The sequence below is a fragment of the Klebsiella sp. CN_Kp097 genome, from assembly GCF_040064495.1.
Taxonomy (GTDB): Bacteria; Pseudomonadota; Gammaproteobacteria; order Enterobacterales; family Enterobacteriaceae; genus Klebsiella; species Klebsiella aerogenes.
This window is the reverse complement of the sequence record NZ_JBEAIL010000001.1, coordinates 137,775-152,881: the sequence shown is the minus strand read 5'-3', so window position 1 is coordinate 152,881 and position 15,107 is coordinate 137,775. Positions and strand designations below refer to the sequence as shown.

16 protein-coding genes are annotated in these 15,107 nt (G+C 55.3%); 4 read left to right on the top strand and 12 right to left on the bottom strand.

Translation table 11 applies throughout. The features are described from left to right. Positions 1-4 precede the first annotated feature (4 nt). Together ribD and nrdR are read right to left on the bottom strand one after the other, a co-directional pair. Positions 5-1,108, bottom strand: a complete 1,104-nt coding sequence (ribD, locus tag ABLV07_RS00770) for a bifunctional diaminohydroxyphosphoribosylaminopyrimidine deaminase/5-amino-6-(5-phosphoribosylamino)uracil reductase RibD (RefSeq protein WP_015704561.1) — start codon at positions 1,106-1,108, stop codon at positions 5-7. A 3-nt stretch (positions 1,109-1,111) separates the two neighbouring features. Beyond that, on the bottom strand, positions 1,112-1,561 hold the full coding sequence (nrdR, locus tag ABLV07_RS00765) for a transcriptional regulator NrdR (RefSeq protein ID WP_047464843.1): 450 nt from the start codon (positions 1,559-1,561) through the stop codon (positions 1,112-1,114). Positions 1,562-1,708: 147 nt separating this feature from the next. Between nrdR and ABLV07_RS00760 the strand changes: the two genes are divergently transcribed. Then, positions 1,709-2,248 carry a DUF3251 domain-containing protein gene (locus ABLV07_RS00760; RefSeq protein WP_015367995.1) on the top strand — a complete coding sequence of 180 codons (540 nt, stop codon included), beginning with the start codon at positions 1,709-1,711 and terminating at the stop codon, positions 2,246-2,248. Between the two features lie 300 nt (positions 2,249-2,548). Next, complete coding sequence (locus tag ABLV07_RS00755; RefSeq protein ID WP_015367996.1) at positions 2,549-3,433, top strand: nucleoside-specific channel-forming protein Tsx; 885 nt, start codon at positions 2,549-2,551, stop codon at positions 3,431-3,433. Between the two features lie 56 nt (positions 3,434-3,489). Here ABLV07_RS00755 and ABLV07_RS00750 read toward each other — a convergent pair whose 3' ends face one another. From ABLV07_RS00750 to queA, 7 genes are all read right to left on the bottom strand, one after another. Continuing rightward, positions 3,490-4,179, bottom strand: a complete 690-nt coding sequence (locus ABLV07_RS00750; RefSeq protein WP_047076833.1) for a YafY family protein — start codon at positions 4,177-4,179, stop codon at positions 3,490-3,492. Positions 4,180-4,203: 24 nt separating this feature from the next. Then, positions 4,204-4,569: a VOC family protein gene (locus ABLV07_RS00745; RefSeq protein ID WP_032712728.1), complete on the bottom strand. Its 366-nt coding sequence runs from the start codon at positions 4,567-4,569 to the stop codon at positions 4,204-4,206. Between the two features lie 136 nt (positions 4,570-4,705). Continuing rightward, positions 4,706-5,677 (bottom strand): protein translocase subunit SecF, encoded by a 972-nt coding sequence (gene secF / locus ABLV07_RS00740; RefSeq protein WP_015367999.1) that lies wholly within the window; start codon positions 5,675-5,677, stop codon positions 4,706-4,708. A gap of 10 nt (positions 5,678-5,687) precedes the next feature. After that, entirely contained in the window at positions 5,688-7,535 is a 1,848-nt protein-coding gene (secD, locus tag ABLV07_RS00735) for a protein translocase subunit SecD (protein WP_015704558.1), read from the bottom strand. Between the two features lie 26 nt (positions 7,536-7,561). After that, positions 7,562-7,894, bottom strand: coding sequence for a preprotein translocase subunit YajC (yajC, locus tag ABLV07_RS00730; protein ID WP_003859109.1), 333 nt, complete (start codon positions 7,892-7,894; stop codon positions 7,562-7,564). Positions 7,895-7,916: 22 nt separating this feature from the next. Continuing rightward, entirely contained in the window at positions 7,917-9,044 is a 1,128-nt protein-coding gene (tgt, locus tag ABLV07_RS00725; protein WP_015368001.1) for a tRNA guanosine(34) transglycosylase Tgt, read from the bottom strand. A gap of 108 nt (positions 9,045-9,152) precedes the next feature. Next, positions 9,153-10,217, bottom strand: a complete 1,065-nt coding sequence (queA, locus tag ABLV07_RS00720) for a tRNA preQ1(34) S-adenosylmethionine ribosyltransferase-isomerase QueA (RefSeq protein WP_015368002.1) — start codon at positions 10,215-10,217, stop codon at positions 9,153-9,155. Positions 10,218-10,367: 150 nt separating this feature from the next. Between queA and acpH the strand changes: the two genes are divergently transcribed. Beyond that, entirely contained in the window at positions 10,368-10,949 is a 582-nt protein-coding gene (gene acpH / locus ABLV07_RS00715) for an ACP phosphodiesterase (RefSeq protein WP_015704556.1), read from the top strand. Between the two features lie 169 nt (positions 10,950-11,118). After that, on the top strand, positions 11,119-11,721 hold the full coding sequence (locus ABLV07_RS00710; protein ID WP_015368004.1) for a peroxiredoxin: 603 nt from the start codon (positions 11,119-11,121) through the stop codon (positions 11,719-11,721). 102 nt (positions 11,722-11,823) lie between these two features. Here ABLV07_RS00710 and ABLV07_RS00705 read toward each other — a convergent pair whose 3' ends face one another. From ABLV07_RS00705 to ABLV07_RS00695, 3 genes are all read right to left on the bottom strand, one after another. Beyond that, a complete protein-coding gene (locus tag ABLV07_RS00705; RefSeq protein WP_042893550.1) occupies positions 11,824-13,692 on the bottom strand; it encodes an amidohydrolase in 1,869 nt (622 codons plus the stop codon). Positions 13,693-13,717: 25 nt separating this feature from the next. Next, positions 13,718-14,263, bottom strand: coding sequence for an antibiotic biosynthesis monooxygenase (locus ABLV07_RS00700; RefSeq protein WP_045361774.1), 546 nt, complete (start codon positions 14,261-14,263; stop codon positions 13,718-13,720). Positions 14,264-14,447: 184 nt separating this feature from the next. Continuing rightward, positions 14,448-15,089, bottom strand: a complete 642-nt coding sequence (locus tag ABLV07_RS00695; RefSeq protein ID WP_020079504.1) for a hydrolase — start codon at positions 15,087-15,089, stop codon at positions 14,448-14,450. Positions 15,090-15,107: the final 18 nt, after the last annotated feature.

Below are 15,107 nucleotides of genomic sequence, written 5' to 3'. Positions count from 1 at the left end.
TACATCACGCAGTCGTTAAATGCAGGCAGACATCGGGCCCGACCTGACGTATCTCGTTGAATTTGAAATGGGGGGCCTGGCTCAGTTTCTCAAGCCCCGGCAGCGCGCATAAACCGCGCGCGTCACTGCCTAACAGTTTAGGCGCAATATAGACGATAAGCTCATCCACCAGCCCGGCCTGTAGCAAAGCGCCGGCCAGCGTCGGCCCCGCTTCCACCCAAATGCTGTTCACCTGCTGTTTACCGAGCTGCATCATTAGCAACACGAGGTCGAGATGGCCGTTATGCTCCGGCACCAGTAGGGTACGCACGTTGTCAGGCCAGGCACGTTCATCGGCATGGGTGCGAGCGAACAAGGTTTCACCTTGCTGCTGGATAATTCGATGCTCCGGCGTGACGCGGTTTTGGCTATCGATGACGATACGCAGCGGCTGACGCAGGTTCTCCTGCGGATAGAGCGCCTGCGTATCGGCGCTCAGCTCCTGCCAGCGCACGGTCAGCGCCGGATCGTCCGCCAGCACGGTCGCGCTGCTGGTGAGAATAGCGTGGCTCTGCGCGCGCAGGCGCTGCACGTCGCGTCGCGCCTGTGGCGAGGTGATCCACTGACTTTCACCGCTGGCCATCGCCGTACGGCCATCAAGCGAAGCGCCCATCTTCAGCTGGATCCACGGAAAACCGGTGCGCATCCGCTTCAGAAAACCTTTATTCAGCGCTTCCGCTTCATTCATCATCAGCCCATGGCTGACGTCAATGCCGGCCTGCTGCAGGCGGTACAGGCCGCGACCGGCCACCTGTGGATTCGGGTCCTGCATTGCCGCTACCACGCGAGCCACGCCTGCGGCGATCAGCGCGTCGCAGCACGGCGGCGTGCGACCATGGTGGCTACAGGGCTCCAGGGTGACGTAGGCGGTCGCGCCTTTGGCTTTATCGCCGGCCATACGCAGCGCGTGCACTTCGGCGTGCGGCTCGCCGGCCCGATAGTGGAAGCCCTCGCCGACGATCTCGCCGTCTTTTACAATCACACAGCCGACGTTGGGATTAGGATGGGTAGTAAAGCGTCCGCGCGCGGCAAGCTTCAGCGCTCGCGCCATGTACATTTCGTCCTGCATGGCTTAGTCCTGTAAACGGGCGATTTCTTCGCCGAACTCTTTAATATCTTCGAAACTGCGATAGACGGAAGCGAAGCGAATATAGGCGACCTTATCGAGCTTCTTCAGCTGCTCCATCACCAGATTACCGATCATTTTACTCGCGATTTCACGCTCACCGGTGCCGCGTAGATGGGTTTTAATGTGATTTACCGCCATTTCGACGTCATCGGCGCTGACCGGGCGCTTTTCAAGCGCTTTCAACATCCCGCTACGCAGCTTGTCTTCGTTGAAAGGTTCGCGCACGTCGTTGCTTTTTACCACCCGCGGCATTACCAGCTCAGCCACTTCAAAAGTGGTAAAGCGTTCATTGCAGACCAGACACTGCCGACGACGACGCACGGAGGAGCCTTCGCCGACCAGGCGAGAATCGATGACTTTGGTATCCACGGCGAAACAGAAAGGGCAATGCATGGCGCGTCCTGACAGGTAGTTAATCTGAAGGATAGTTTACCCTGAAGTCAGCGGACTACAAAGAAAGAGCTTTTGAGACAAAGGATCTATGGTAGGTCAATTCAGTTTAGCTACCATTAATCATCCTCTGTAAACGGAATCCTGACCATGACAAGACGTTACCTACAACTGGCTATCATCGGCAGCCTGTTCACCCTTACCGCCTGCGCCCAGCAAAGCGAAGTTCGTCAGATGAACGAGAGCGTCAGTACGCTGAGCAAAGAGATGACCCAACTGAATCAGCAAACGATAAAAATCACCCAGCAAAACGCACTGAATGCTAAATCAACCCGCGGCGTTTATCTGCTGCCGGAGGCCAAAACCCCCGCGCGGCTGGAGAGCCAGATCGGCACCCTGCGCATGTCAGTGGGTAGCATTACGCCAGATGGCGACGGTTCGCGCCTGACCTTACGCATCCAGGGCGAGTCTAACGATCCGCTCCCGGCCTTCACCGCGACCGTCGCTTCCGGACAGATTACCGGCACCACCCACAGCTATCAGGAAGTCAACGTCCAGGATCAGCTGATTAGCGCCCCGGCCAGCATCCTGGCGCCCAGCGATGTGGATATCCCGCTGCGCCTGAATGTGACGCCTGATAAAGTCGGCTTTATTCGTATCCACGATATCCAACCCGCCAGCGCGCAGTAAGCGCTCACGCCGGGCAAAACGGCCCGGCGCCCGCTTTTCATCTATCGAAGTTATCCATTTACAACTTTTCATAAGAGTTCATTAGAAATCGCTCCTGAAGGCGATTTTCAGTAGCATTTTGTCAAGAAATGCATAGAATCGTGAACGCAATCGATTACGCATGTTCTGGTTATGTGAAACAACACGTATTTTTGTGAGCAATGATTTCTATAATAGACCCCCACAGAAAGACGAAATATTTAGCAACGCTTCGGCAATTTTCTTAACGCCTTTTGGCTTAATTTAAACAGTGGCATCAACATGAAAAAAACATTACTGGCAGCGAGCGCTGTTGTGGCGCTTTCCGCTTCTTTCACCGCTGGCGCGGCAGAAACTGAAAAACCGCAGTACCTGTCTGATTGGTGGCACCAGAGTGTGAACGTGGTCGGTAGCTACCACACTCGTTTTGGACCGCAGATCCGTAACGATACCTATCTGGAATACGAAGCGTTTGCTAAAAAAGATTGGTTTGATTTCTACGGCTATATTGATGCGCCGGTCTTCTTCGGCGGCAACAGCACGGCGAAAGGTATCTGGAACAAAGGCTCCCCGCTGTTTATGGAGATCGAACCGCGTTTCTCTATCGACAAGCTGACCAACACCGACCTGAGCTTCGGGCCGTTCAAAGAGTGGTACTTCGCGAACAACTATATCTACGATATGGGCCGCAACGACTCTCAGGAGCAGAGCACCTGGTATATGGGTCTGGGTACCGACATCGATACCGGTCTGCCGATGAGCCTGTCGCTGAATATCTATGCTAAATACCAGTGGCAGAACTACGGCGCCTCCAACGAAAACGAGTGGGACGGCTACCGCTTCAAGGTGAAATACTTCGTTCCGCTGACCGACCTGTGGGGCGGTTCGCTGAGCTATATTGGCTTCACCAACTTCGACTGGGGTTCTGACCTTGGCGACGACAACTTCTACGATATGAACGGTAAGCACGCGCGTACCAGCAACTCTATCGCGTCCAGCCACATCCTGGCGCTGAACTATGCGCACTGGCACTACTCTATCGTCGCGCGTTACTTCCATAACGGCGGCCAGTGGGCTGATGATGCTAAGCTGAACTTCGGCGACGGCGACTTCAGCGTTCGCTCTACCGGCTGGGGTGGCTACTTCGTTGTCGGTTACAACTTCTAATTGCTAATACAGCAAGACAGCGCCCGGGACGCGTTTTACGCTTACCGGGCGTTTTTTTATCGCTCCTCACATCTCACCTTACGTAAGAAATCGCTCAGTGAACGGTCGGCGCACTCGCTGAAACGACGTTCGATCACCTTCACCTCCAGACAACGATCGAGACGAAAGTTACGATAATCACTGCGCAGTTCGCACCAGGACACCAGCAGCCAACGCTCCCCCCAGAAAAATAGCCCCAGCGGCAGCACTTCACGCCGCGTTACCTGACCAGATTCATCCTGATAGTGAAGCTGCAACACCTGCTGATTGGATACGGCCTGATGGATAACGTCAAAATGGGTTTTAGCATAACGATGCGCGCCAAGGTCAGGGGCAAACAGCCGGGTCTGCTCCGCTTTGCGCCGCCGGTCTTCCGGCAAAATCGCCAGCATTTTTTCCTGAGCTGACTCCAGCGATTGCGAAAGCGCATCTCCGCCCCAGGTCTTCAGTAGTCGAATCGCGGCAATTAGCGCTTCGGATTCTTTGCTGGTCAGCATCAGCGGCGGCAGATCATAGCCCGCCAGCAGACGATAACCGCTCCCGGCCTCGCCCTCAACCGGTACACCGGAGAGCGAGAGGTCGCGGATATCGCGATAGACGGTTCGCTCCGACACGCCCAACCGCTCCGCCAGCAGCGCCGCGGTGGTTAGCCGCCTGCCGCGCAGGATCTGTACAATCTGAAATAAACGGTCGGCGCGTCGGGTCATTTCTCGTTTCGCTAAATAGTCAGGTTAAACCGGTTGATGCAAACCTACGCGGTTACCTTCGCTGTCGGTAAACAGGGCGATGGTGCCAATATCATTCGGCAGCGCAAGTGGGCCAAACACGCACGATCCGCCCGCCGAGGCGACGCGATCCAGTGTGGCGGCAAGGTTGTCGGTGTGCAGATAAATAATAGCGCCCTGCGGCGATGGCGCGATACCGTCAAATTTAGCCAACGCGCCGCCGGGGGCCGGATCCTGATGCGGGAAGACGGCCAGGTCCGCACAATCCATGGTTTCACGACGCAGCGTCACCTGCATTACCGGCTCATAAAACGCGACGGCGCGATCCATATCAGCGACCGGAATTTCAAACCAGTTAATCACGTTGTTCATACTTCCTCCTGCTCGTTAGTGAGTTCAGAAGCAGTGTACGAGAGGGCTCCTGACAGCATACTGTCAGCAGGTTTCAGGCAGGCAAAAAAAATCCCGGCCATCGAGGCCGGGATTGCTTTATCTCAACTGAACTCTATTACGGCAGAATAGACGGCTGATCCGCCCCTTCTTTTTCGACCTTCTGCTGGATCAGATGCTCGCGCTTCATGCCCAGTTTCAACGCCAGTGCGGACGCGACGTAGATAGAAGAAGCCGTACCGATGGAAACACCGATCAGCATGGTCAGCGAGAAGCCTTCCAGAATCGGGCCGCCGAAGAGGAACAGCATCAGGATCACCATCAGGGTGGTACCGGAGGTGATCAAGGTACGATGCAGCGTCTGGGTCAACGACACGTTAAAGATTTCGTACGGCGTACCGCGACGGATCTTACGGAAGTTTTCACGGATACGGTCCGACACCACGATACTATCGTTCAACGAGTAACCAATTACCGACATCAGTGATGCGACGATGGTCAGGTCAATCTCGATGTGGAACAACGACAGTACGCCCATGGTAATCACCACGTCGTGCGCCAGTGCAATAACGACCCCTGCCGCCAGTCGCCATTCAAAGCGGAAGCCGACATAGATAAGGATACACACCAGCGCCGCAATCAGCGCCAGAGCGCCGGTTTGCGCAAGGTCCGCGCCCACGCTCGGGCCAACGAACTCAATACGTTTCACCGTCGCGCTTTGGCTGGTCGATTCGTTAATCACGTTAACGACTTTGCTGCCCAGCTCCTGGCTGCCGTTGGCATCGTGTACCGGCGGCATACGCACCATGATGTCTCGGCTGCTGCCGAAGTTCTGCAACTGCGGCTCCTCAAAGCCTGCTTTCTGCAGCGAATCGCGCAGCTGGTCCATATCAACCGGTTTTTCGAGGGTAATTTCAATCACCGTACCGCCGGTGAAATCGAGACCCCAGTTAAACCCGCGGACGCCGATGATGGCGATCGACACAATCAGCAGAAAACCTGAAATGCCGAAGGCCCAGTAGTCCCAGCGCATAAAGTCCCAGACTTTACGGCCGTGGTTCAATTGTTCAACAGTATATTCCTGTGCCACAACGCACTCCTCAGATAGACAGCTTTTTCACGCGCTTGCCGCCGTACAGCAGGTTCACGATGGCACGGGTGCCGACGATAGCGGTAAACATTGAGGTCGCGATACCGATACCGGTAGTAATCGCAAACCCTTTAATGGCACCGGTACCGACCGCGTACAGGATGATAACCTTAATTAGCGTCGTCACGTTGGCGTCGAAGATAGAGCTAAATGCGCCCTTATAACCTTCGTCAATCGCCTGCTGAACGGTACGTCCGTTGCTCAGCTCTTCTTTGATACGCTCGTTAATCAGTACGTTAGCATCGACCGCCACCGCAAGGGTTAGGACGATACCCGCGATACCCGGCATGGTCAGCGTTGCCCCAGGAATCAGGGACATAATGCCGACAATCAGCACCAGGTTAGCAATCAGCGCGGAGGTCGCAATCAGGCCGAACTTCTTATAGAAGAAGATCATGAACAGGATAGAGACCACCAGACCGGCCAGACACGCTTCCAGGCCCTGCTTGATGTTCTGCATACCCAGAGTTGGGCCGATAGTACGTTCTTCAACGATCTGAATCGGCGCAATCAGGGCGCCCGCACGCAGCAGCAGAGAAAGCTGACGCGCTTCGGTCGGGTTGCTGATACCGGTGATACGGAAGCTATTGCCAAGGCGAGACTGGATATTGGCGATGTTAATCACCTCTTCCTCTTTCGCAAGGATAGCGCGACCGTTGGCATCTTTCTTACCGCTGTCTTTGTACTCCACGAACAGGGTCGCCATCGGTTTACCGATATTGTCCTTGGTGAAGTTAGACATAATGTTGCCACCTGCGCTATCGAGCGAGATGTTAACCTGCGGCTGGTTGTACTCGTCCATGCTGGAAGTGGAGTCGGTGATATGGTCGCCGGTCAGGATCACGCGCTTATACAGCACCACCGGACGGCCTTCACGGGTGTCTTTCACTTCCGAATCGCCAGGTACGCGGCCAGAAGCGGCTGCGGACTGATCGACGTTGGTGTTCACCAGACGGAATTCCAGCGTCGCGGTCGCGCCAAGGATTTCCTTCGCACGCGCGGTATCCTGGATACCCGGCAGTTCAACCACGATACGGTCGGAACCCTGACGCTGAACCAGCGGTTCGGCCACGCCGAGCTGGTTTACACGGTTACGCAGAATGTTGATGTTCTGCTGAACGGCGTATTCACGGGCTTCTTTCAGACGTTCGTCGGTCATCACCGCTTTCAGCGCATTGTTACCCTGGCTTGAAATAACCAGATCGCGATGGCGCGGGCTGAGATAAGAGATAGCCTGATCGCGCGCCGCGCTGTCGCGGAAGACGATGCTCAGACCGTAGTTGTCTTCCTTACGCACGGTGGAGTAAGGAATGCCTTTGTCACGCAGCTCGCTGCGCAGGCTATCGATGTTTTGTTCCTGCAGTTTGCCTAATGCGGTGTCCATGTCAACTTCCATCAGGAAGTGCACGCCGCCGCGTAGGTCAAGACCCAGCTTCATCGGCTCGGCATACATCGCCGCCAGCCAGCGCGGGGTAGCAGGAGCAAGGTTTAGCGCCACGACGTATTTGTCACCCAGCAGGTTAACCAGCGCTTCACGCGCTCGCAGCTGAGTGTCGGTGGTGTCGAAGCGCGCAAGAATTGCGCCCTCTTCCAGTGCCACAGACTTCGCGGTGATTTTTTCTTCTTGTAAAGTTTTCTGGACCTGGATCAGCGTTTGCTCACTGGCGGCGACGCCGCGCGCGCCAGTGATTTGAACAGCCGGATCCTCACCATACAGGTTGGGAAGCGCGTAAATCAGGCCGACGATAATCACGACGACCAGCATCACGTACTTCCACAAAGGATAACGGTTTAACACGGCAGTTCCCTTAGGGAAAATGGTAATTACAGCGCCTTCATGGTGCCTTTCGGCAGAACGGCAGCTACGAAGTCACGTTTGATAACCACTTCGGTGGTATCGTTCAGCGCGATAGCGATGTAGCCGTTTTCCGCGACTTTAGTCACACGACCAACCAGACCGCCGTTAGTCAGGACTTCATCACCTTTGGCGATGGAGTTCATCAGATTCTTGTGCTCTTTAGTACGTTTCTGCTGTGGGCGCAGGATCATGAAGTAAAAAATCAGACCGAACACCACCAGCATCAGAATCAGAGACATTGGGCTGCCCTGCGCCGGCGCGCCGGTTGCTGCTACCGCATCAGAAATAAAAAAGCTCATTGAAATTCCCTCATTATTAAAATTAATCAACGTTCAAAGGAGGAACGGAACGCCCCTGACGTTGGTAAAAATCGGTCACGAAGCTCTCTAATTTACCCTCTTCGATAGCCTTGCGTAAACCAGCCATTAAACGCTGATAGTAGCGCAGGTTATGAATGGTATTGAGGCGCGCGCCCAATATTTCGTTGCAACGATCAAGATGATGCAAGTAAGCACGTGAATAATTGCGACACGTATAGCAATCGCACTCGGCATCCAGCGGCGATGTATCGCTTTTATGCTTCGCGTTGCGGATTTTCACTACGCCATCGGTCACAAACAGATGGCCGTTACGCGCGTTGCGCGTCGGCATAACGCAGTCAAACATATCGATGCCGCGACGTACCCCTTCCACCAGGTCTTCCGGTTTCCCGACGCCCATCAGGTATCGCGGTTTATCTGCCGGGATCTGCGGGCAAACGTGCTCCAGGATACGGTGCATGTCTTCCTTCGGCTCGCCGACAGCCAAACCGCCGACAGCGTAGCCATCAAAGCCAATCTCTACCAGACCTTTCACCGAGATATCTCGTAAATCTTCGTAAACGCTGCCCTGAATGATGCCAAAGAGCGCGTTTTTGTTGCCGAGGCCATCGAAACGGTCGCGGCTGCGCTTGGCCCAGCGCAGAGACATTTCCATCGAACGCTTAGCGTAATCCCAGTCCGCCGGGTACGGCGTACATTCGTCGAAGATCATTACGATATCGGAACCGAGATCGTACTGAATCTCCATCGATTTTTCCGGATCGAGGAAAATCGGATCGCCGTTGATCGGATTGCGGAAATGCACGCCCTGTTCGGTGATCTTACGGATATCGCCAAGGCTGAAGACCTGGAAGCCGCCGGAATCGGTGAGGATCGGCCCTTTCCACTGCATGAAATCATGCAGATCGCCGTGCAGCTTCATGATTTCCTGGCCCGGGCGCAGCCACAGGTGGAAGGTGTTGCCGAGGATGATTTGCGCGCCGGTGGCTTCAACTTCTTCCGGCGTCATCCCTTTGACGGTGCCGTAGGTACCAACGGGCATAAAGGCTGGCGTTTCAACCACGCCGCGATCAAACACCAAACGGCCGCGACGCGCGCGGCCATCGGTGGTATCAAGTTCAAATTTCATTATTGCTCCTGCGTCAGAAAAACAGTCCGACGTTTAAATACTCGCCACGGAATGATTCCGTAGCTAAAAAATGCGTCAAGGCGTCAGAAAGCCGGCGTGCCGGCCTTTTTAGGGACGCTCAGAAATAGCCTGCGGATTGTACGTGATAAACATCGCGTCCCCGTAGCTAAAAAAGCGATATTTTTGTTCTACCGCAGCCTTATAGGCGTTCATGGTGTGCTGATAGCCAGCGAAAGCGGAGACCAACATAATCAGTGTGGATTCAGGGAGATGGAAGTTAGTCACCAGCGCATCGATGACTTTGTACTGATATCCCGGATAGATAAAGATCTGCGTATCGGCAAAGAACGGCTCAATCAGGCCATTTTTAGCCGCCTGCGCCGCGCTTTCCAGCGAACGCACGGAAGTGGTGCCGACGGCGATGACGCGGTTACCGCGCGCTTTCGCCGCCAGAACCGCATCAACCACATCCTGCGGCACCTCCGCATATTCTGAGTGCATGATGTGCTCTTCGATGCTGTCGACTCGCACCGGCTGGAAGGTCCCCGCGCCAACGTGCAGCGTCACAAACGCCATCTCAATGCCTTTAGCGCGCAGTTTTTCCAGCAGCGGGTCGTCAAAATGCAAGCCGGCGGTCGGCGCGGCGACCGCGCCCGGCTTGGTGCCGTAAACTGTCTGGTACAGCTCGCGATCCGCGTCTTCGTCCGGGCGGTCGATATACGGCGGCAGCGGCATATGACCGATGCTGTTCAGAATATCGAGCACCGGGCGCTCATCGTTGAACTCAACTTCAAACAGTGCGCCGTGGCGCGCCAGCATTGTGGCGTTAATGCTTTCGTCATCGCCTAACAGCAGCTCCGCCCCCGGCTTCGGCGCTTTAGAGGCGCGAATATGTGCCAGAATACGTTTATCATCCAGCATTCGCTCGACCAGCACTTCAATCTTACCGCCGCTGGCTTTACGGCCAAACAGACGCGCCGGGATCACCCGGGTGTTGTTAAAGACCAGCAGATCGCCAGGGTTGAGCTTATCGAGCAGATCGGTGAAAGTACCGTGCGTCAGCGCGCCCGTCGGCCCGTCCAGCGACAGCAAGCGGCAGCTACTGCGCTCCGGCTGCGGATAGTGAGCAATCAGGGATTCAGGTAATTCAAAGGAAAAATCGGTAACGCGCATGACGATGACTCAGACTAAATAAAGAGGCGGGTAGTCTAGTGCCGGGCGGGTCTTCCTGCAACCGTTACCCTATTCAACGCTGGATATAATAGCGGAATATCATGATTAACCAGCAAGAACGGCATGACCGTGTGAAGGATTGAAGTCGATATGAATTTTCTCGCGCATTTACACCTCGCCCATCTTGCGGATAGCTCGCTGCCGGGCAACCTGCTGGCCGATTTTGTCCGCGGTAACCCGCAGGGCGAGTATCCTGCGGATGTGGTTGACGGCATTTATATGCATCGGCGTATAGATGTAATGACCGACAATCTGGCGGAAGTTAAAACGGCGCGCGAATGGTTTCGCCCCGAGACCCGCCGCGTCGCGCCAATTTCCCTCGACGTCATGTGGGATCATTTCCTGTCGCATCACTGGGCGCAGCTGTCGCCGGATCTGCCGCTAAACGAGTTTGTGCGTTACGCCCACGCGCAGGTAGCGCAAATTCTGCCGGATTCGCCGCCGCGCTTTGTTAATCTCAACGAATATATGTGGTCCGAACGCTGGCTGGAACGTTATCAGGATATGGAATTCATTCAGCGCGTCCTGAACGGTATGGCCAGTCGCCGCCCGCGCCTCGATGCGCTGCGTGATTCATGGTACGACCTTGATAACCACTATGGGCAACTGGAGCAGCAATTCTGGCGTTTTTATCCGCGAATGATGGAGCAGGCGAAAAAGAGAACGCTGTAAAACCTTGCGCTTTCTCACAAAACGATTATTCTGAAAGCGCTATTGAATAATTATCAATAGGCAAAACCTATCTCATCGATTGTCAGCGCCGCATTGAGTTCCTGCCCGCCTCTGCCTATACTGGCCCGCGTTGCGTTCCAATTAACCTTAGTAATAACAGGAGAATCATATGGTTCTGGTTACTCGTCAGGCTCCGGACTTTACCGCTGCAGCAGTATTAGGTAACGGCGAAATAGTTGAGAAATTCAACTTCAAACAGCACACCAACGGTAAAGCTACCGTCCTGTTCTTCTGGCCAATGGACTTCACTTTCGTTTGCCCGTCTGAACTGATCGCTTTCGACAAGCGCTACGAAGAATTCCAGAAACGCGGCGTAGAAGTGGTTGGCGTTTCCTTTGACTCCGAGTTCGTTCACAACGCATGGCGTAACACCCCGGTAGACCAGGGCGGTATTGGCCCGGTTAAATACGCGATGGTTGCCGACATCAAACGTGAAATTCAGAAAGCTTACGGCATCGAGCATCCGGACGAAGGCGTTGCGCTGCGTGGTTCCTTCCTGATCGACGCTAACGGCATCGTTCGCCACCAGGTTGTTAACGACCTGCCGCTGGGCCGTAACATCGACGAAATGCTGCGTATGGTTGACGCGCTGCAGTTCCACGAAGAGCACGGTGAAGTTTGCCCGGCTCAGTGGGAAAAAGGAAAAGAAGGTATGGCCGCTTCTCCGGAAGGCGTAGCTAAATACCTGACCGAAAACGTATCCAGCCTGTAATCGGCTAGACGTTTCCATAAAAAGGCTCGCAAATGCGAGCCTTTTTTGTGCCTGTTATATTCGCTGTGAGCCCGGTAAGCGCGGCGCCACCGGGCAAAAGTATCAGAACGCGAAGCAAGAACAGCCTAATACGCCCCAGAAAGCCTGCTCATCCGCCACCGGAATCGACGACTTGCGCGCAATATCATGCTGATGTCCATGCACGCCGCAGCTGCCGCAGCACTGGTGCATCTGCACCACCGCGCCAATCTTCGCGACCGCAGGCGGCGCCGAGCGATAATGCCCAGGCACTTTTACCACCGGCGACCACTCCGGCAATACCGGAATTGGCGGCGGCGCCAGCGGCGAGAAATGGCCGGCCGCGTACACCACCTTGCCATCAACGATGGTCAATACCGACTCAATACCTTTAATGTCCTCTTCCGCAACGCTGAAGTAGTCTTTTGACAGCACTACCAGGTCAGCCAGTTGCCCTTTCTCAATGCGTCCTTTTTTACCCTGCTCGCTGGAGAACCACGCGCTACCGGCGGTCCATAGCTCAAGGGCGACGTCGCGCGGCAAACGGTTGTTATCGTCGTACATCGCCATGCCGCCGACGGTACGTCCGGAAACCAGCCAGTACAGCGCGGTCCACGGGTTATAACTGGCGACGCGGGTCGCATCGGTACCCAAGCCTACCGGTACGTCCAGTTCCAGCATTTTCGCCACCGGCGGCGTATGTTTCACCGCCTCTTTGCCGTAGCGATCGACGAAATACTCGCCCTGGAAAGCCATCCGGTGCTGCACCGCGATACCGCCGCCTAGCGCCTTCACGCGTTCAATATTACGTTCGGTGATGGTCTCGGCGTGATCGAAGAACCAGTGCAGGCCGTTAAACGGAATATCGCGGTTCACCTTCTCGAACACATCCAGCATTCGGCTAATCGACTCATCGTAGGTGGCATGCAGACGGAAAGGCCAGCGGTGTTCCACCAGATGACGCACCACCCGCTCCAGCTCATCTTCCATGCCTTGCGGCAGATCCGGCCGCGGCTGCAGGAAATCTTCAAAATCCGCCGCCGAGAAGACCAGCATTTCACCAGCGCCGTTGGCACGGTAGAAATCGGTGCCCTGCCCCGGCTTCAGCATGTCGGTCCAGCGCTCGAAATCTTCCAGCTCCTGCTTCGGCCGCTGGGTAAAGAGGTTATAGGCGATACGCACGGTCATCTGCTCTTTGGCGTGCAGTTGCTCGATAATTTCGTAATCTTCCGGGTAGTTCTGGAAACCACCGCCGGCATCGATAGCGCTGGTTAATCCTAAACGGTTCAGTTCGCGCATAAACTGGCGCGTGGAGTTAACCTGTAGATCGAGCGGCAGCTTCGGTCCTTTGGCCAGCGTCGCATACAGGATCATGGCATTCGGTTTGGCGATCAGCATCCCGGTCGGGTTGCCGTTGTTATCGCGAACGATCTCGCCGCCCGCCGGATCCGGCGTCTCTTTGGTATAGCCAACGGCTTTCAGCGCCGCGCGGTTAAGCAGCGCGCGATCGTACAGATGCAGCACGAATACCGGCGTGTCAGGCGCCGCTTCATTCAGCTCTTCCAGCGTCGGCATGCGGCGTTCGGCAAACTGGAATTCGCTCCAGCCGCCGACCACCCTCACCCACTGCGGCGACGGCGTGCGATCGGCCTGATCTTTTAGCATACGCAGCGCATCCGCCAGCGAGGGCACGCCTTCCCAGCGCAGCTCGAGGTTATAGTTCAGGCCGCCGCGAATCAGGTGCAGGTGGGAGTCGTTAAGACCCGGGATCACCGTATGGCCTTTAAGATCGACAATTTGCGTCCCCTCGGCGGCGAACGTCATGATTCGATCGTGGCTTCCGGTCGCGAGAATTTTTCCATCGCCGATGGCCACGGCTTCCGCCAGTGGGTTCGCGCGGTCGAGTGTATGAATCTGACCGTGGGTCAGAATCAGTGTGGCAGTTTGCGACATAACGCACTCCTTTAAGCGGGTTGAGCTAATTTTTTTTCAACCAACCGGCAAACAGACGGGTCACGATAGGCATCCACAACCAGACCACCAACGCGACCACCAGGGCATCGTTAATCAGATGCAGTAACAAGCTTCCCCGTAACTCCGGTAGCGCCATGCCGGTCAGCCATGGTACCAGGTTGGTACTTGGGAAGATGACCAGCAGGGTTATCAGGAACTGTTTCCAGCGCAGCGGCTGGCGAATATTGGCCGCAGGCGGGGTAAACCAGAACGCCGGTTCGGTGCGGATTTCGGTACGATCGCCTTCATTGAGAAACGGCGCGATTTCCGCGACTAATTCACGACGGGTTTCCGACTGTGTCCAGGCGTAGAGATGTTCAATGGTGTCGAAGCGAATTATCACGCTCCAGAGATTTTGCCCGGCCGCCGGACGGATCACGTTGGCGCCAAGATGGCCGGGAAACTCCGCCGCAACCGGCATGATTTTGCCCAACCATGCTTCATAGCGCTGGCCGTTTTGTGGATCGAGATGATGACTGATGACCAGCGTCACTGATTTCTGTTGCGCCATTAAGAGTTCCTTGCTTCAGGGGAATGACGGGATTTCTCCCGCCATCAGCCATAAATGACAATACACAAAATCATTCATGCCGCATTGAGGCGGCAAGATTGCCCGCCCTCGAGCGCTGACATCAGCCAGTGACCGGGGCGGACAAGCGAAGCCAACAAAGAGGCAGCTTGCAGGATGAAGTGTTTTAGGCTTTACGTTCCGGCGCGCCGTGCACCATGGTATAAGCATAATCCACGCCCATACCGTAGGCGCCGCTATGTTCACGAACCAGATCCATCACCGCGTCATAAGTCTCTTTACGTGACCAGTCGCGCTGGTACTCCAGCAGGACCTGCTGCCAGGTCACCGGTACCGCGCCGGCCTGCACCATACGGTCGATGGCGCGCTCGTGAGCGTCAACGGAGGTACCGCCGGAGGTATCGGTTACCACGTACACTTCATAACCTTCTTCCAGCGCCATCAGCGCCGGGAAGGTCAGGCACACTTCAGTCCACAGCGCGGAAATAATCAGTTTTTTACGTCCAGTGGCTTTCACCGCATTAACAAAACCGGCGTCTTCCCAGGAGTTCATAGAAGTACGTTCAATCGGTTTCACTTCAGGATGAACCGCCAGCAGTTCTGGCCAGATATAGCCGCTGAAGCTTTTGGTTTCGACAGAGGTATAAATAACCGGAACGTTAAAAATCTTGCCCGCTTTGGCCAACGCGACGGTGTTATTTTTCAGCGTCTGGCGATCGATATTGGCCACACCAAAAGCCATTTGCGGCTGGTGGTCAATAAAAATAAGGGTGGAATTAGACGGATCAATCAGTTCACGAATAGACATAACACATCCTATTAATCA